This window comes from Kitasatospora sp. NPDC057223 (assembly GCF_042669755.1).
Taxonomy (GTDB): Bacteria; Actinomycetota; Actinomycetes; order Streptomycetales; family Streptomycetaceae; genus Kitasatospora.
This window is the reverse complement of sequence record NZ_JBHUWW010000076.1, coordinates 25571-42911: the sequence shown is the minus strand read 5'-3', so window position 1 is coordinate 42911 and position 17341 is coordinate 25571. Positions and strand designations below refer to the sequence as shown.

The following is a 17341-nucleotide window of genomic DNA, read 5'->3' as shown; positions in this document are numbered from 1 at the left end:
CCCCCGTCATCGCCCTGGACGCCCGCCGACGCGACAGCGCCAAAAGCGCCCTCATCACCCTCGTCGAACACGCCCTCCTCGCCCGACTCCGCTGAGCCCGGCTCCGCCGAGCACCGGACCGGACCGGACGCGAAACGGCCCACGGACCTGACCGGTCCGTGGGCCGTTGTGCTGCGCCGGGGCCGCGCCCGGGCGCCGGGTCACTCCTGCGGTTCGAGCCCCGCGCGGATCAGGCCGTAGGTGTACGCGTCCTCCAGCGCCCGCCAGGACGCGGCGATCACGTTGTCCGCCACCCCGACCGTCGCCCAGGACGCCGTGCCGTCGGCGGACTCGATCAGCACCCGGGTCTTGGAGCCCGTCCCGTGCTGGCCCTCCAGGATCCGCACCTTGTAGTCCACCAGCTCCATCTTGGCGAGCTGCGGGTAGATCCCCTCCAACGCCGTCCGGAGTGCCTTGTCCAGGGCGTCCACCGGGCCGTTGCCCTCGCCGGTCGCGATCCGGCGCTCGCCCTTGGCCCAGAGCTTCACCGTCGCCTCGTTGCCGGCCAGGCCGCCGGCGGCCTCCGACTGCTGCTCGCTGATCGTCCGCCAGGACTCCAGCGTGAAGAACCGCTCCCGCCCGCCGCGCACCTCGTCGCGCAGCAGCAGCTCGAAGGAGGCGTCGGCGGCCTCGTAGGTGTAGCCGAGGTTCTCCTGCTGCTTGACCTTGGCGACCACCCGGCCCACCAGGTCGCGGTCGGCGGAGAGGTCGTAGCCCAGCTCCTTGCCCTTGAGCTCGACCGAGGCCCGGCCGGCCATGTCGGAGACCAGCATCCGCATCGTGTTGCCGACCCGCTCGGGGTCGATGTGCTGGTACAGGTCCGGGTCGACCTTGATCGCGGAGGCGTGCAGGCCCGCCTTGTGCGCGAACGCCGAGACGCCGACGTACGGCTGGTGCGTGGACGGCGTCAGGTTCACCACCTCGGCGATGGCGTGCGAGATCCGGGTCATCTCGGCCAGCCGGCCCTCCGGCAGGACGGTCATGCCGTACTTGATCTCCAGCGCGCCGACCACCGGGAACAGGTTGGCGTTGCCCACCCGCTCGCCGTAGCCGTTCGCGGTGCACTGGACGTGCGTGGCGCCCGCGTCCACCGCCGCCAGCGAGTTGGCGACCGCGCAGCCGGTGTCGTCCTGCGCGTGGATGCCGAGGCGGGCACCCGTCCGGGCGAGGACGTCGGCGACGATCTCGTGCACACCGGCCGGCAGCATCCCGCCGTTGGTGTCGCAGAGCACCACGACGTCGGCGCCGGCCTCGTGCGCGGCGCGCACCACCGCGACGGCGTACTCCTGGTTGGCCTTGTAGCCGTCGAAGAAGTGCTCGCAGTCGATGAAGACCCGGCGGCCCTGCGAGACCAGGTACGAGACGCTGTCGCGGACCATCTCCAGGTTCTCGTCCAGCGTGGTGCGCAGGGCCAGCTCCACGTGCCGGTCGTGCGACTTCGCGACCAGGGTGACGACGGGCGCGCCCGAGTTGACCAGCGCGGCCAACTGCGGGTCGTCGGCCGCGTTGCCGCCGGCCCGGCGGGTCGCGCCGAAGGCGACGAGCTGTGCGTGCTGGAGGTCCAGCTCGGCCGCGGCGCGGGCGAAGAACTCGGTGTCCCGGGGGTTGGCGCCGGGCCAGCCGCCCTCGATGAACCCGACGCCGAACTCGTCCAGGTGCCGGGCAATGTTCAGCTTGTCGGCCACCGTGAGGTTGATGCCCTCGCGCTGCGCGCCGTCGCGCAGGGTGGTGTCGAAGACGTGGAAGCTGTCGTTGGGGGCGCTGCTGGCCTCGGTCATGGCCCTGGTCTCTCCGTTCGGGCTGGGCCCCCGCCGCCCGAGACCGGGCGGAGGGGGAACTGCTTGTAGCCGGATGTGTGGCTCCACTGTCCACCATGCCCGCGCGCCATCCGGAGGGTCGGACGGCCCTTGGTGGGGGCCCCGGCCGGTCCGGATCCTGTCCCGCGGCCGGGGGTGGGGGCCGGCGGGGCAAAACAAAAGACCCCTCGCGGGTGCGAGAGGTCTGCGCGCGGGTCGTGACACCGTGAGGGCTCCGCGAGAGGGTACTGCGGAGCGGTCACTGCGGACCGGCGCGCCTGCTGCTAATAATGAGCGCGAGCGAGGACACGTTCGCAGTGTGGCACACCATCCCGGAATGCGGCTGCGGCGTCTCGCGATCCGGGACGTGGCAGGCCGGGCCGGGGGAGGCCGCCGCCGGACGCCGCCCCGCCGGGCGCCCCGCCGCGGGGGGGCGCCCGGCACGGGGTCAGACGATCCGGTGCAGCCAGCCGTGGGCGTCGGGGGCCTGGCCGCCCTGGACGGCCAGCAGGGCCTTGCGCAGCTCCATGGTGACCGGGCCGGGCTCGCCGGCCCCGACCGTCCAGTCGGCGCGGGCGGACTTGACCGAGCCGACCGGGGTGATGACCGCGGCGGTGCCGCAGGCGAAGACCTCGGTGAGCGTGCCGTCGGCGTTGCCCTGCTTCCACTCGTCGGTGGAGATCCGGCGCTCCTCGACGGCGTAGCCGAGGTCGGCGGCCATCGCGAGCAGCGAGTCGCGGGTGATGCCGGGGAGCAGCGCGCCGGACAGCTCGGGGGTGACGATCTTCGCGTCCGCACCCTCGCCGAAGACGAAGTACAGGTTCATCCCGCCCATCTCCTCGATCCACCGGTGCTCGGCGGCGTCGAGCCAGACGACCTGGTCGCAGCCCTTCTCGGCGGCCTGGGCCTGGGCGATCAGCGAGGCGGCGTAGTTGCCCGCGCACTTCGCGGTGCCGGTGCCGCCGGGGGCCGCCCGGACGTACTCCTCGGAGAGCCAGACCGAGACGGGCTTGACGCCGCCGGGGAAGTAGGCGCCGGCCGGCGAGGCGATGATCATGAAGAGGTACTCGTTCGCGGGGCGGACACCCAGGCCGACCTCGGTGGCGAACATGAACGGCCGCAGGTACAGGCTCTGCTCGGGCTCGCTCGGGACCCACGCCTGGTCCTGCTGGACGAGCAGCTCGACCGCCTCGACGAAGGCCTCGACCGGCAGCTCGGGCATCGCCAGGCGGCGGGCGGAGGCCTGGAAGCGCTCGGCGTTGGCGGTCGGGCGGAAGGTCGCGATGGAGCCGTCGGCCTGGCGGTACGCCTTGAGGCCCTCGAAGATCGACTGGCCGTAGTGCAGGGTCATGTTCGCCGGGTCGATCTCCAGCGGCGCGTACGGCGTCAGCTGCGCGTCGTGCCAGCCACGGCCCTCGGTCCACCGGATGGTGACCATGTGGTCGGTGAAGGCCCGTCCGAAACCGGGGTTGGCCAGCCGGGCCGCTCGCTCCGCGTCGGCCAGCGGGTGGGCGGAGGGCTTGAGGTCGAACGTGATGGTCGCCTGGGTGGGCGTGCTCATGGCTGTCTGTCCTTCACCGTGGGGTTGGTCCGGGCCCTGCCCGCCGGTGCTTCGGACTGATCGAACGCACGACGGCACGGCCCACTGTTGATAGTCGCATCTAGAGGGCCGTGCCGAACAGCCGACGTAACGGCTGCGAGGTTGCGCCGGCCCGTCAGCCGGATACTCGGGCGGCGAGCGCGTCGCCGACCTGCGAGGTGGAGCGGGTGCCGGTGCGCTCGGCCAGGTCGGCGGCCACGGCGGCCTCGACCTTGGCGGCCTCGGCGGTGAAGCCGAGGTGCTCCAGCAGCATGGCGACGGACAGCACGGTGGCGGTCGGGTCGGCCTTGCCCTGGCCGGCGATGTCGGGGGCCGAACCGTGGACCGGCTCGAACATCGACGGGAAGTCGCCGGACGGGTTGATGTTGCCGCTCGCCGCCAGGCCGATACCACCGGTGACGGCGGCGGCCAGGTCGGTGAGGATGTCGCCGAACAGGTTGTCGGTGACGATCACGTCGAAGCGCTCGGGCTGGGTGACGAAGAAGATCGTCGCCGCGTCGACGTGCAGGTAGTCGGTGGTGACCTCGGGGAACTCCTGGCCGACCTGCTGGAAGATCCGGGTCCACAGGTGGCCGGCGTGCACCAGCACGTTGTTCTTGTGGACGAGCGTCAGCTTCTTGCGCGGGCGGGCGGCGGCGCGGCGGTAGGCGTCGCGGACGGCGCGCTCGATGCCGAACGCGGTGTTCAGGCTGACCTCGGTCGCGACCTCGTGCACGGTGCCGGTGCGCAGCGTGCCGCCGTTGCCGACGTACGGGCCCTCGGTGCCCTCGCGGACGACCACGAAGTCGATGTCCGGCTCGCCGGCCAGCGGGGACTTCACGCCGGGGAAGAGCTTGCCCGGGCGGAGGTTGATGTGGTGGTCGAAGGCGAACCGCAGCTTGAGCAGCAGCCCGCGCTCCAGGACACCCGACGGCACGCTCGGGTCGCCGATGGCACCGAGCAGGATCGCGTCGTTGTTCTTGAGCTCTTCCAGCACGCTGTCCGGGAGGGTCTCCCCGGTGCGGTGGTAGCGGCGGGCGCCGAGGTCGTACTCGGTCGCCTCCACCTTGACGTCCGCGGGAAGGACGGCGCTGAGGACCTTGAGGCCTTCGGCCACCACTTCCTGGCCGATGCCGTCACCGGGGATCACTGCGAGACGAAGGCTACGAGACATGCAGGGGACCCTACTCCGGCGTCCAGCTGCTGACACCCGACGTCCACTATCCGGACGCGACGTGTCGCCCGTCCGGCCCTTCCAGCAGGTGAGGTCCACCTCGACGGCGAGCAGGACATCCTTGGCGGGGAAGAACGTCTGCGCGGACCGTCCGTGCGTGGCCCGTCGTACGCCGGGCCGCGAAGACAAGGCCGCCGTCGATCGACTCCGTGTGCCGTGGGAGATCCGGCAGCCGGTCGAGATCGTCGGCGGTGTAGCCGTCGGCCGGAGGCCGGATCCGGTCGGGGTACTGATCGGCGCTTCGGGTTGCTCCCACGGGGCGAGTCCGGCAGCCGACTTGTGGCTCACGGCCGGATGTCGCCCGCAGGCCACTCCGACGAGTGAGCGCATGTCCCGGGCGTGCGCCCCCGGAGCCTATGCTCGATCCGATCCGGACCGGACATTCCTCGCAGAACGGACCCTGCGCAGTGAGCGAGACCACCACCCGCCGCCGGGAGGCCGGGGCGGCCGGGATCGCGGCGGTGCTGGCCGCAGGCGCGTACTCGCTGGCGGCGGCGGTGCGCGGGACGGCTCCGTTCGGCGGCCGGTCCCCGGCGGGCGCCCTGACGGATGTCGCGGTGCCGATGCACACCCACCTGTGGGACCTGCTGCACGGGGAGACCAGCGGTGATCTGCTGTTCAACTGGGGCAGCGGCTTCGGCACGCCCTTCCTGCCGGATCTCGTGGCCGACCTGACGAACCCCTTCTCGCTCCTGGTGGGCCTGCTCCCCCGCTCGTCGGCCGCGCTCGCGGTGTTCCTGGCGACGCTGCTCACCATCGGGCTCGGCGCCGCCCTGATGACGTACGTGCTCGGGCGGCTGCACCCCGGGCCGCCGCTGCTGCGGGCGCTGCTCGCGGTCGGGTACGGGGTCTGCGCGTGGGCGACGGCCGACGGCGCGGCCGATCCGGCGTGGCTGTGGGGGCTGGTGTCGCTGCCGCTGCTCTGCCTGGCCGGGGACTGGTGCCTGCACGAGCGGCGCTGGGTGCCGGGCACCGTCTGCGTGGCGGTGGCCTGGGTCGGCAGTCTCTACACGGCGGTGATGGCCACGGTCGCCGCCGGGCTGGTGCTGCTGGTGCGGCTGGTGGTCGCCCGGCCGGGCGCGCGGGCCTGGCTGCGGGTGACCGGGCGGGCGGTGACGGCGGCCACGGTCGGGGGGCTGATCGCCTCGCCGGTGCTGTTCGTCACCGTGACGGCCGCCCAGGACGCGCAGCCCGCCCAGCTCGTCCCGCCGCAGCCGGTACCGGGCCCGGTCGCGCAGCTCGCCCAGCTGCTGCCGGGCGGCCACTGGGGGGCGCAGCTGCCGGACGTCGCGGTGGGGATGCTCGGCCTGCTGCTGGCGGCGGGCCTCCCGTTCAACCGGCGGGTGCGGGTGCGGGAGCGGGTGGCCTGGTGCACGCTGCCCGCGCTGGCGGGGGTGAGCCTGTTCTGGAAGCCGGACGTCCTGCTCTGGCACGGCCTGCCGCTCCCGGCGGGCGGGCCGTACCGGGTGGCGTTCGTGCTCAGCGGGCTGCTGGTGATGGCCGCCTGGGTGTCGCTCTCGCACCGGCCGGATCCGCTGAGCCTGCTGGGCGGGGCGGGCCTGGTGCTGCTGCTCGCCGCCCTCGCCCAGGCGCAGGGCGCGCTGCGGGCGACGGCCTGGCTGGGGACGCCGGCCGGCGCCGCCGTGGTGGTGGCCGCACTGTGGGCGCTGGAGCGGCTGCACACCCGGCGGCGGGCGAGCGCCTGGGTGGCCGCCGGGCTGGCCGGTGCGGTGTTCGGCGGGGCCGTCTGGTCGGCGTACGCGACGACCGGTCACCTGGGGACGGTGCCCACGAGAGCCGGTGCCCGGGAGGCCGCCCACCGGGTGATCCGGGCCGCGGAGGACTGGCCGCGCAGCCGGACGGACCCGGGGCCGCACGCCTTCACCGCGAACGACCCGCTGCTGCTGGGCGGCGAGGGCGGGGCGTACGCCTCGGCCGGCCTCCCGGCGGACGTCGCGCAGACCCTGCACGACCTCGGTGCGGGGTGGACGCACGGCGGCGGGCAGGTGGTCGGCCCGGACGATCCGGTCGGGCGCGCCCTGTTCGGTGTCACCACCTACCTGGCGGACGGTCCGCCGCCGGACGGCTTCACCGCCCGCCGGGCCACCGCCCTGCCGCTGGTCACCGTGCTGCCGGCCGGGGCGCCGGACATCTCCTCGGTCTGGGCCCGGCGGGGCAGCCTGCTCGGCGGCCCGGTGTACGACGTCCCGGAACTCGCCCCGGCCGGCGGGCCGGCCCCGGCCCTGCACGGCAGCAGCGGCTGGTCGGTGCCCGCCACCCCGCCCGGTTCGGCCGGATCCGTCCTCGCCGGATCGTGCCCGCCGGGCAGCACGGCGTACGTCCACAGCCTGTGGTTCCACGGCACCGTCTCGGCGCTCGGCAGCACGTTCCGCAGCGACGGCTCGCAGCCCTCCACGGCCGTCGGGGTCCGGCTGCTGGGCCCTGTGCCCGCCGACGGGCGGGTCGAGCTGCTGCTGCGGACGGACGCCGCCGCGCAGATCCCGGCCCGGCCGGTCGGCTGCCTGCGGGCGGACGCGTTCGACGCCGCCGTGCAGCGGCTGACCGCGACCGGCGGATCCGGCGTCACCGCGGGCGGGCACAGCATCAGCGCCGTGCTCCCGGCGGGCAGCACCGGTACCGCCGTGCTCTCGGTACCGGCCGTCCGGGGCTGGGTGTGCTCGGCCGGCGGCCCGTACGCGGCGCCGCTGCCCGTGCTCGGCCTGATCGGGGTGCCGCTGGGCGCCGGTGCCGGCCGGGTGTCCTGCTCCTACCGCTCGCCGGGGCTGGCCCCCGGGCTGGTGCTGGGCTCGGCCGCGGCGGGCGTGGTGGCGCTGGTGACCGCCACCCACTGGCCCCGGCGGCGGCCCGTCAAACGGGCGCCGGGGGCCCGGAGGCGGAAGGCGGCCGGCCCGGCGCCGTCCGCGTGAGGCGGATGGCACCGGGCCGGCCGTGAGCGCGGCGGCGGGGCTCAGCCGAGGGTGACGATCTGGGCCCGCCGGCCGTCCGGGTTGAGGTGGTGGACGAGCAGCAGGCGGGTGCGGTCGGCGGTGGCCCGGCGGACCTCCAGGACGCCGCTGGGCCGTTCGGGCGCGAGCAGGGCGGCCGGGCCGCCGATGCCGTCGCGGACGTCCAGCGCCGGGTGCAGCACGTCGAGGGCGACGGTGGGGCGGGAGTCCTCCAGGCCGATCGAGGCGAACGCCTCGGCGACGTCGGGCAGGCCCGGCCCGGCCAGGCCCGTCCAGAGCGCGTAGCGGACCACCGAGGCCCCCTCCCGCAGTCCGGGCAGGACGGCGAGGCGGACCGGCAGGACGACGGTGTCGCTGTCCAGCAGGTCGGTGTCGGTGTCGCCCCAGCGGGCGTTCAGCGGCTGGACGTCCAGTTCCCGGCCGGTACGGGCGTCGAAGGTCCTGGCCACCAGCACGTCGCTGCCGCGCAGCCGGTCGGCCGAGACGACGGCGTCGGTGGCGCCGTCCCCGTCGGTGTCCAGCGAGGCCCGGACGGCGTGGACGCCGACCGGGGTGACGGCGGGGGCCCACAGGTTCGCGGCCAGGTAGAGGGTGCCGCCGGCCAGCCGGTCGGCTGCGCTGCCCGCCAGCGCCGGGGTGTCGGTGGCGGCGCCGGCCGCGCGCAGGTTGGCCGCCCGGTCGCCGGGGCGGTCGACGCAGAGCGCCTCGGCGGGGCAGTCCGGCCAGCGCTCCGCCTCGCCGCCGAGGGCGAACGCGCTGACCAGGCCGCCGCCCGGGGCGGGGGCGGCGGTGCCGCGCAGGGCCAGCAGGGTGGCGGACTGCGACAGCCGGGCCTGGACGGCGGCGGCGATGTCGGAGGCCGGGCGGGGTGCGGCGTGCAGCGGCACCCGGAGCTCGGGCGATCCGGGCTCTTCGGGGGTCAGCAGCAGCAGCCCGGACAGTTCGCCGCGGTAGCTGCGGGCGTGGCCGCCCTGCATGGTGTCGGTGGTCGGGTCCAGCGCCCGGTCCAGCTCGCCGGGGACGGCCAGGGTGACCGTGACGCGCGCCGTCCCGCCCGCCGGGACGGTGACCCGCTCGGGGCTCGGCCGGAAGTCGGCGCCGGGGATCCCGGTCGCCGCCCGGTAGCCGGTGCGGTAGGCCAGCGCGGCGTCCGAGAGGTTGCGGACCTCGACCTCGCGGGTGAGCGCCAGCGGCCCGGAGACCGGCACCGGGCCGAACGAGACGCCCACCGCGCCCTCGACCGCGCCCTCCCCCGCCGCGTACGCGACGGCCGGGGTGCGGACCGCCAGATCCACCCGGGCCCGGCCCGCGCCGGTGCGCTCCGGCCCGTACGCCGGGCCGGAGCGGTCGTCGCCGAGCCAGGTGTCGGTGGCGGTGTTCATCAGCGCCGCCTTGACCTGCTCGACGCTCCAGCCGGGGTGCGCCGCGCGGACGAGCGCGGCCAGCCCGGCCGCGTGCGGTGCGGCCATCGACGTACCGCTCTCGCGCATGCCGCCCGCGCCGCTGCCGGCCTTGGCGGACCAGATGGTCTCACCGGGCGCCGCGAGGTCCGGCTTGACCACGCCCGGGACGCCGATGCCGCGCGAGGTGAAGTCGGTGAGGGTGTCGGTGCGCTGCGGCTGGTCCTGCGCGACCACGCCGTGCAGGGCGTTGCCGGGCTCGGCGAGCCGGACCCGGACGGGGCCCGCGGCGGCGCCGTCCCGGAGCCTCTGCCCGTCGGCGCGGGCCAGCAGCACCGCCGGGATCCGGTCGTTGCCGGCGATCTCGGCGAGGTGGTCGTCCACGGCGGCGAAGATCACGCCGATCGCGCCCGCGTCCGCGGCGTGGTCGGCGCGCGGCGCGGAGCCGCAGGCCCGCTCGGACTCCCTGGTCTGCCAGCCGAGCAGGGCGATCCGGCCGGTGAGGCGGGCCCGGTCGGCCTCGTCGAAGGCGGTGCAGCCGTCCTGCTGGCCGGCGGGGAGGGCGAGCTCGCCGGTGACGTCCCTGGTGTCCCAGTCCCGGTACTTGGAGCTCCAGTGCCCGGGGACGAGGCCCGCCAGTGCCTCGGGGGCGAGCACCCGCAGGCCGTCCGCGTCGCTGTGCGGGTCGACGGAGGCCGCGACGGTGAGGGCGCGCGGGGCGGTGCCGGGGCTGCCGCCGATGCCGTAGACGTCGCCCTCGTTGCCGGCCGAGGCGACCACCAGCGTGCCGAGCGCGGACAGGTGGTCGGCGGCGACCGCGTCGGCGTCGTCGGTGTTGCCGAAGCGGCTGCCGAGCGAGAGGTTGACGATGTCCAGGCGGTCGGTGAGGTCGCCGTCGCCGTCCGGGTCGGCGGCCAGGTCGAGGGCGCGGGTCAGCTGGTCGGTGGAGCCGTCGCAGCCGAACACCCGGATCGCGTAGAGCTGGGCTCCCGGGGCGGTGCCGGGGCCGACCCGGAAGCCGGCCGGGTCCAGGCCCGGGTGGTAGGGCCCGGTGTACGTCCGGCCGTCGGCGCCGACGCCGAGCCCGGCGGCGGTGCCGGCGACGTGGGTGCCGTGGCCGTTGAGGGCGCAGTCGATCGGGTTGGCGTCGGGGTGCGGGTCGGGCTGGAAGTGCGGGGAGGACGGGTCGGGGTTGTAGTCGTCGCCGACCAGGTCCCGGCCGCCGGCCACCTTCGCGGTGGGGAAGAGGCCCGGGGGTGCGGGCTTCGATCCGTCCACCGCCCGGAACGCCTCCTCGGTGCCGGGGCCGCCGAAGTCGGCGTGGGTGTAGTCGATGCCGCTGTCGATGATGCCGATCCGGACGCCCGCACCGGTGTTCGGCGCGTCGGCGGAGTCGGACCCGGCGCCGGCGCCCGACCAGACGGCCGGCGCGCCGGTGAGCTGGGCGGCGTACGAGTTGACCCGCTCCTTGCGCGCGATCGGGTGCACCGTCCGGACGCCGGGCAGGGCCCGCAGGGCGGGCAGGTCCGCGGCGGGCGCGGTGACGGCCAGGCCGGTGAGCAGGGCCTGGGTCCGGTAGAGCTCCCGGGCCGTGGGGGCGGCCCGGTGGACGGCCTGCGCCAGCGTGTCCAGGGCGTCGGCGGCCGTGGCCCGCTGCCGGGCGCCGGCCCGCGCGGCCTCCTCGCGCACCGCCTCGGGCGGGCGCAGGGCGCGGCGGGCTTCGGCTCCGGCCCGCTGCCAGGCGGGGGCGGCGGCCTCGGTGCCGAGTTCCAGCAGGACGCTGACGGGGCCGGTGGCCCCGGCCCGGGTGCCGCCCGGCGGGTCGGTGCCCGCCCCGGCGGCCGGGGCGGCGCCGAGGGTGACCGGCCAGGCCAGCAGGGCGAGGGCGGCGCCGGCCCGGCCGATACCGGCGACGGTGGGTCTGCCGAGCGGGCGGCGGACGGATTGCTTGGGTGCTGGACGGTCGAGCACAGGGCCCTCTCCCCCGGCGGGGGTGGACTGATCCGCACACGTTTCGCTGACGTCCGCCCCGTGCGGCCGTCGATCACCCCTCCGAGAGGGCTCAAATTACGATCATCGCGCCGGAGAGTGCGAGCAACGTCCCTCGTACGGGCGCCACTTGCACTCTCCGGAGTGACAACACGTCAGGCATTCGGCCCTGTCGGCCCGGCCCGGCCCCGACCGGGCGATCAGCCGAGGTGGCCGGTGGCGCCGCCGTTGTCGCGGCGGTCCAGCGCCCGCTGGAGGGCGGCGGAGGCGAAGGGGTTGGGCTCGGCACGGCGCCGCCGGCGCGGTGCGGGCGAGGCGGCCGACTGGGCGGCGCGGTGGTCTCGGTGGTCACGGTGCGTGAGCAGGTCTGCGATCGGAGGCATACCGGGCTCCTCGGTTCAGTGCACGCGCAGGTGCTGAGGGAGGGGACGTTGGTACGCCGGTCAGGGATCGCCTGCCTTGGTGCGTACGGCACATACGGGCCCACTCGCCCCGACCGCGAGGTTGGTGCCGGGGGTGGCTGTCCGGATGGCTCTTCCACGGTACGACGCCCCACCCGTCGCTGTCTGCACAACTACTTGGATTTCCTACTATCTGAGATGGGACCGCCACTCCCGCCCCACCGGCCCCTGCGGGCACGACTGCGACAACGCCGGTGACAACTCCTGCGGCGACGACGGCAGCAACGACAGCGGTAACGACAGCGGCCCTCCCGTCACGAGGACGGGAGGGCCGCTGCACGGCGTGCGGGGATCAGCGAAGGTCGACCGAGCGGGCGAACTTGGCGCCGATCTCGGCGGCGATCGCCGACAGGATCTCCTGCGGGATCTGGCTGTCGACGGTGATGGAGGCCAGCGCGCCCTCGCCGTCCCGGGCGACCTGCATGCCCGCGATGTTGATGCCCGCGTCGCCCAGGTGGCGGCCGAGGATGCCGACCACGCCGGGGCGGTCCTCGTACTTGAAGAAGGCCATGTGGTCGGTGAGGGCCACGTCGACGTCGAAGGCGTCCACGCCGACGATCTTCTGGATCTGCTTCGGGCCGGACAGCGTGCCCGAGATGGCGATCTCGCCGCCGTCGGCGAGCGTGCCGCGCACCGTGATGACGTTGCGGTGCTCGGGGCTCTCGCTGCTGGTCGTCAGGCGGACCTCGACGCCGCGCTCCTGCGCGAACAGCGGGGCGTTGACGTAGCTGACCGTCTCGGCCACGACGTCCTCGAACACGCCCTTGAGCGCGGACAGTTCGAGCACCTTCACGTCATGCTGGGTGATCTCGCCGCGGACCTCGACGTCCAGGCGGACGGCGACCTCGCCGGCCAGCGCGGTGAAGATCCGGCCGAGCTTCTCGGCGAGCGGCAGGCCCGGGCGCACGTCCTCGGCGATCACGCCGCCCTGGACGTTCACGGCGTCCGGTACGAGCTCGCCGGCCAGGGCCAGGCGGACGGACTTGGCGACGGCGATGCCGGCCTTCTCCTGCGCCTCGTCGGTCGAGGCGCCCAGGTGCGGGGTGGCGACCACGTTGTCGAACGCGAACAGCGGGGAGTCCGTGCAGGGCTCCTTGGCGTACACGTCCAGGCCGGCGCCGGCCACCCGGCCGTCGCGCAGCGCGCTGGCGAGCGCCGCCTCGTCCACGATGCCGCCACGGGCCGCGTTGACGATGCGCACGGTCGGCTTGACCTTGTGCAGCGCCTCGTCGCCGATCAGGCCGATGGTCTCGGGGGTCTTCGGGAGGTGGACGGTGATGAAGTCCGAGACCTCCAGCAGCTCCTCCAGCGTGAGCAGCTTGACGCCCATCTGGGCCGCGCGGGCGGCCTGGATGTAGGGGTCGTACGCGACGATCTTCATGCCGAAGGCGGACATCCGCTGGGCGACCAGCACGCCGATCCGGCCGAGGCCGACGACGCCGAGGGTCTTCTCGCTCAGCTCGACGCCGGTGTACTTGTTGCGCTTCCACTCGCCCTGCTTGAGCGCGGCGTTGGCGGGCGCGATGTGCCGGGCGCTGGCGATCAGCAGACCGCAGGCGAGCTCGGCGGCGGTGACGATGTTGGAGGTCGGCGCGTTGACGACCATCACGCCGGCCTTGGTGGAGGCGGCGACGTCGACGTTGTCCAGGCCGACCCCGGCGCGGGCGACGACCTTCAGCTTCTTGGCGACCGCCAGGGCCTCGGCGTCGACCTTGGTGGCGCTGCGGATGAGGATCGCGTCCACATCGACGATGGCGGCGAGCAGTTCGGCGCGGTCGGCCCCGTTGCAGTGGCGGATCTCGAAGTCCGGGCCCAGTGCGTCAACGGTGGCGGGCGACAGCTCCTCGGCGATCAGGACGACGGCGCTTTTGGATGTCACAGTGCTCACGACAGTGTGTCCTTAACTGTCCGGTTCTCCCCGGTCCATGGCACGAAGGTGGCGTGACCAGCGGGGGAAGGTGGCATGCCGCGTAGATAGACGCACGACGCTGTGGGCCTGACGCGCACTCGGAAGTGTATCGACGGGCGAGGGAGGCGGCTGCTCCCGTACGGCGAAATCACCCGCACGGGAGCAGCCAGGATGTACAGACGGGGCAGGCCCGATGACGACCGAATCGTCCGGACCTGCCCCATCCTGAGACTTACGCCTCTTCCTTGACCCAGCTCATCAGCTTGCGGAGCTTCTTGCCGGTGGTCTCCAGCAGGTGCTCGGAGTCGGCGCTCTTGTACTCGTTGTACTTCGGCAGGCCGGCCTTGTACTCGGCGATCCAGGTGTTGGCGAAGGTGCCGTCCTGGATCTCGGCGAGGACCTTCTTCATCTCGGCCTTGGTGTCGGCGGTGATGATGCGCGGGCCGGTGACGTAGTCGCCCCACTCGGCGGTCTCCGAGACGGACCAGCGCATCTTCTCCAGGCCGCCCTCGTACATGAGGTCGACGATGAGCTTCAGCTCGTGCAGGCACTCGAAGTAGGCGATCTCCGGCTGGTAGCCGGCCTCGACCAGGGTCTCGAAACCGGCCTTGACCAGGGCGGCGGTGCCACCGCAGAGGACGGCCTGCTCACCGAACAGGTCGGTCTCGGTCTCCTCGGTGAAGGTGGTCTTGATGACGCCGGCCTTGGTGGCGCCGATGCCCTTGGCGTACGAGAGCGCCAGCTCCAGGCCCTTGCCGGTGGCGTCCTGCTCGACGGCGACGATCGCGGGGACACCGCGGCCCTCGACGTACTGGCGGCGAACCAGGTGGCCCGGGCCCTTCGGGGCGACCATGCAGACGTCGACGTCGGCCGGCGGGGTGATGAAGCCGAAGCGGATGTTGAGGCCGTGGCCGAAGAAGAGGGCGTCGCCCGCCTTCAGGTTCGGCTCGATGGCCTCCTTGTACACGTCGCCCTGGATCGGGTCCGGCACCAGGATCATGATGACGTCGGCCTCGGCCGCGGCCTCGGACGGGGAGACGACGCGCAGGCCGGCCTCCTCCGCCTTGGCGCGGGACTTCGAGCCCTCCAGGAGGCCGACACGGACGTCCACGCCCGAGTCGCGCAGCGACAGCGCGTGGGCGTGGCCCTGGCTGCCGTAGCCGATGACCGCGACCTTGCGGCCCTGGATGATGGACAGGTCGGCGTCGTCTTCGTAGAACAGCTCGGCCACGGGGGCACATCTCCTTGCGTGATGGTGATGCCGGGGGGTGCGGTACCCACGGTACGTGGACCCGGCGGTGGTGTGGGGCGTTGCTTCAGGTGGTGAGACGGGCCGCGTCGCGGCGGCCCGGCGTCGCTACGCGCTGCGGTCGAGGGCGCGCAGCGAGCGGTCGGTGATCGAACGGGCGCCGCGCCCGATGGCCACCATGCCGGACTGCACGAGTTCCTTGATGCCGAAGGGCTCCAGCATCCGGAGCATCGCCTCCAGCTTGTCGGAACTGCCGGTGGCCTCGATCGTCACCGCATCGGGCGACACGTCGACCGTCTTGGCCCGGAACAGCTGGACGATCTCGACGATCTGCGACCGGGAGTCGTTGTCGGCGCGGACCTTCACCAGCACCAGTTCCCGCTGGATCGCAGCGGACTGGTCGAGCTCGACGATCTTTATCACGTTGACCAGCTTGTTGAGCTGCTTGGTGACCTGCTCCAGCGGGAGGTCCTCGACGTTGACCACGATGGTCATCCGGGAGATGTCCGGGTGCTCGGTCGGGCCGACGGCGAGGGAGTCGATGTTGAAACCCCGACGGGAGAACAGGGCGGCGATGCGGGCGAGCACGCCGGGCTTGTTCTCGACCAGGACGGAGAGGGTGTGCTTGGACATTTCGTAGCTCTCTCTGATGCTGGTGGTCGGAGGTCAGTCGAGGTCGTCGCCGAAGTCCGGGCGCACGTCCCGGGCGGCGAGGATCTCGTCGTTGCTGGTGCCGGCCGCGACCATCGGCCAGACCATGGCGTCCTGGTGCACGATGAAGTCGATCACGACCGGGCGGTCGTTGATCTCCATGGCCTGCTTGATGACCGCGTCGAGGTCCTCCGGGCGCTCGCAGCGCAGGCCGACGCAGCCCATGGCCTCGGCCAGCAGCACGAAGTCCGGGATGCGGGTGCCCTGGGCGGGGGCCGCGATGCCGTCGTGCTCCGGGCCGGAGTGCAGCACCGTGTTGGAGTAGCGCTGGTTGTAGAACAGGGTCTGCCACTGGCGGACCATCCCGAGCGAGCCGTTGTTGATGACGGCGACCTTGATCGGGATGTTGTTCAGCGCGCAGGTGACCAGTTCCTGGTTGGTCATCTGGAAGCAGCCGTCGCCGTCGATCGCCCAGACCGCGGTCTCCGGCCGGCCCGCCTTGGCGCCCATCGCGGCCGGCACGGCGTAGCCCATGGTGCCCGCGCCGCCCGAGTTCAGCCAGGTGGCCGGCTTCTCGTAGCTGATGAACTGCGAGGCCCACATCTGGTGCTGGCCGACGCCCGCCGCGTAGATCGCGTCCGGGCCGACCAGCTGCCCGATCCGCTCGATGACCTGCTGCGGGGCGAGCCCGCCGGCCGGGGCGGGCTCGTAGCCCAGCGGGTAGGTGGTCTTCCACTCGTTGAGCCGGACCCACCAGTCGGTGTACTCGGTCTTGTGACCGGCGTCGAACTCGGCCTGGACGGCGACGATCAGGTCGGCCAGCACCTCGCGGGCGTCGCCGACGATCGGCACGTCGACCGGGCGGTTCTTGCCGATCTCGGCCGGGTCGATGTCGGCGTGCACGACCTTGGCGTACGGGGCGAAGCTGTCCAGCTTGCCGGTGACGCGGTCGTCGAAGCGGGCGCCGAGGGTGAAGAGCAGATCCGCCTTCTGCAGGGCGGTGACGGCGGGCACGCTGCCGTGCATGCCGGGCATGCCGAGGTGCTGCGGGTGGCTGTCGGGGAACGAGCCGAGCGCCATCAGCGTGGTGACGACCGGGGCGCCGGTCAGCTCGGCGAGGATCCGCAGCTCGGCCGTGGCGTTCGCCTTGATCACGCCACCGCCGACGTAGAGCACCGGCTTCTTCGCGCCGACCAGCATCCTGGCGGCCTCGCGGATCTGCTTGGCGTGCGGCTTGGTGACCGGACGGTAGCCGGGCAGCGAGGTCTCGACCGGCCAGCGGAAGGTCGTGGTGGCCTGCAGGGCGTCCTTGGCGATGTCGACCAGGACCGGGCCGGGGCGGCCGGTGGCGGCGATGTGGAACGCCTCGGCGATCACCCGGGGGATCTCGGACGGGTCGGTCACCAGGAAGTTGTGCTTGGTGATCGGCATCGTGATGCCGCAGATGTCCGCCTCCTGGAAGGCGTCCGTGCCGATCGCCTTGGAGGCGACCTGGCCGGTGATCGCGACCATCGCGACGGAGTCCATGTAGGCGTCGGCGATCGGGGTGACCAGGTTGGTCGCACCCGGGCCCGAGGTCGCCATGCAGACGCCGACCCGGCCGGTGGCCTGCGCGTAGCCGGTGGCGGCGTGGCCGGCGCCCTGCTCGTGCCGGACCAGGATGTGACGGACCTTCTGCGAGTCCATCAGCGGGTCGTACGCGGGAAGGATGGCCCCGCCCGGGATCCCGAAGACGGTGTCCGCGCCTACGGCCTCCAGCGAGCGGATGAGCGACTGCGCGCCGGTCATGGTCTCGACGACACTCTGGGGACCCGGTGCGTGGGCGGCCGGGGTGTCCCCACGGCGGGGGGATGCGGCGTGCTCAGTCATCTGCCTGTCTCTTCTCGGGTTCTGCCGGCCCGGGCGGTGGGCCCCCCGCCAGTGGGGAGGGCTGCCTGGGTGGGCCGGTCGCCGGCTCTGCCCCAATCCTCCGCCCGTTCCCCCTGGAGTGGGAGGGGAAGGCGTTGGGGCCAGTGGTCTTGCAGTGTTCGAACAGCATTGGTGCAACAGGTGTCAGTGCAACAAAAAA

General features: G+C 73.5%; 10 protein-coding genes and 2 pseudogenes. 2 read left to right on the top strand and 10 right to left on the bottom strand.

What is annotated here, in order from left to right; genetic code table 11:
- Positions 1-95: pseudogene (locus ACFUK0_RS24710) on the top strand (ATP-binding protein); the annotation flags it as partial.
- A 105-nt stretch (positions 96-200) separates the two neighbouring features.
- Here the strand turns inward: ACFUK0_RS24710 and cimA are convergent.
- The 4 genes and pseudogenes from cimA to ACFUK0_RS24690 form a co-directional block, all read right to left on the bottom strand.
- A complete protein-coding gene (gene cimA / locus ACFUK0_RS24705) occupies positions 201-1817 on the bottom strand; it encodes a citramalate synthase (protein WP_380253742.1) in 1617 nt (538 codons plus the stop codon).
- 466 nt (positions 1818-2283) lie between these two features.
- Entirely contained in the window at positions 2284-3396 is a 1113-nt protein-coding gene (locus ACFUK0_RS24700; RefSeq protein ID WP_380253740.1) for a branched-chain amino acid aminotransferase, read from the bottom strand.
- A gap of 154 nt (positions 3397-3550) precedes the next feature.
- Positions 3551-4588, bottom strand: coding sequence for a 3-isopropylmalate dehydrogenase (locus ACFUK0_RS24695; RefSeq protein ID WP_380253738.1), 1038 nt, complete (start codon positions 4586-4588; stop codon positions 3551-3553).
- A gap of 145 nt (positions 4589-4733) precedes the next feature.
- A pseudogene (locus ACFUK0_RS24690) lies at positions 4734-4904 on the bottom strand (Uma2 family endonuclease); the annotation flags it as partial.
- A gap of 151 nt (positions 4905-5055) precedes the next feature.
- Between ACFUK0_RS24690 and ACFUK0_RS24685 the strand changes: the two are divergent.
- Complete coding sequence (locus tag ACFUK0_RS24685) at positions 5056-7575, top strand: YfhO family protein (RefSeq protein ID WP_380253736.1); 2520 nt, start codon at positions 5056-5058, stop codon at positions 7573-7575.
- 41 nt (positions 7576-7616) lie between these two features.
- On the opposite strand, the gene ACFUK0_RS24680 is transcribed toward ACFUK0_RS24685, so the two are convergent.
- From ACFUK0_RS24680 to ACFUK0_RS24655, 6 genes are all read right to left on the bottom strand, one after another.
- A complete protein-coding gene (locus ACFUK0_RS24680) occupies positions 7617-10985 on the bottom strand; it encodes a S8 family serine peptidase (protein ID WP_380253734.1) in 3369 nt (1122 codons plus the stop codon).
- A 218-nt stretch (positions 10986-11203) separates the two neighbouring features.
- Complete coding sequence (locus ACFUK0_RS24675) at positions 11204-11386, bottom strand: hypothetical protein (protein WP_380253748.1); 183 nt, start codon at positions 11384-11386, stop codon at positions 11204-11206.
- 370 nt (positions 11387-11756) lie between these two features.
- A complete protein-coding gene (serA, locus tag ACFUK0_RS24670) occupies positions 11757-13343 on the bottom strand; it encodes a phosphoglycerate dehydrogenase (RefSeq protein WP_380253746.1) in 1587 nt (528 codons plus the stop codon).
- A 262-nt stretch (positions 13344-13605) separates the two neighbouring features.
- The gene (gene ilvC, locus ACFUK0_RS24665) at positions 13606-14604 is read right to left on the bottom strand and encodes a ketol-acid reductoisomerase (protein ID WP_380253732.1); all 999 of its coding nucleotides are present in this window, start codon (positions 14602-14604) and stop codon (positions 13606-13608) included.
- A 126-nt stretch (positions 14605-14730) separates the two neighbouring features.
- Positions 14731-15255, bottom strand: coding sequence for an acetolactate synthase small subunit (gene ilvN, locus ACFUK0_RS24660; protein ID WP_380253730.1), 525 nt, complete (start codon positions 15253-15255; stop codon positions 14731-14733).
- 33 nt (positions 15256-15288) lie between these two features.
- Positions 15289-17142: an acetolactate synthase large subunit gene (locus ACFUK0_RS24655; protein ID WP_380253728.1), complete on the bottom strand. Its 1854-nt coding sequence runs from the start codon at positions 17140-17142 to the stop codon at positions 15289-15291.
- Positions 17143-17341 lie beyond the last annotated feature (199 nt).

Bases quoted from the DNA above. Each gene is read 5' to 3' on its own strand.
- ilvN (WP_380253730.1), bottom strand. From the start codon at position 15,255: ATGTCCAAGCACACCCTCTCCGTCCTGGTCGAGAACAAGCCCGGCGTG.
- cimA (WP_380253742.1), bottom strand. From the start codon at position 1,817: ATGACCGAGGCCAGCAGCGCCCCCAACGACAGCTTCCACGTCTTCGAC.
- ACFUK0_RS24695 (WP_380253738.1), bottom strand. From the start codon at position 4,588: ATGTCTCGTAGCCTTCGTCTCGCAGTGATCCCCGGTGACGGCATCGGC.
- ACFUK0_RS24675 (WP_380253748.1), bottom strand. From the start codon at position 11,386: ATGCCTCCGATCGCAGACCTGCTCACGCACCGTGACCACCGAGACCAC.
- ACFUK0_RS24655 (WP_380253728.1), bottom strand. From the start codon at position 17,142: ATGACTGAGCACGCCGCATCCCCCCGCCGTGGGGACACCCCGGCCGCC.
- ACFUK0_RS24700 (WP_380253740.1), bottom strand. From the start codon at position 3,396: ATGAGCACGCCCACCCAGGCGACCATCACGTTCGACCTCAAGCCCTCC.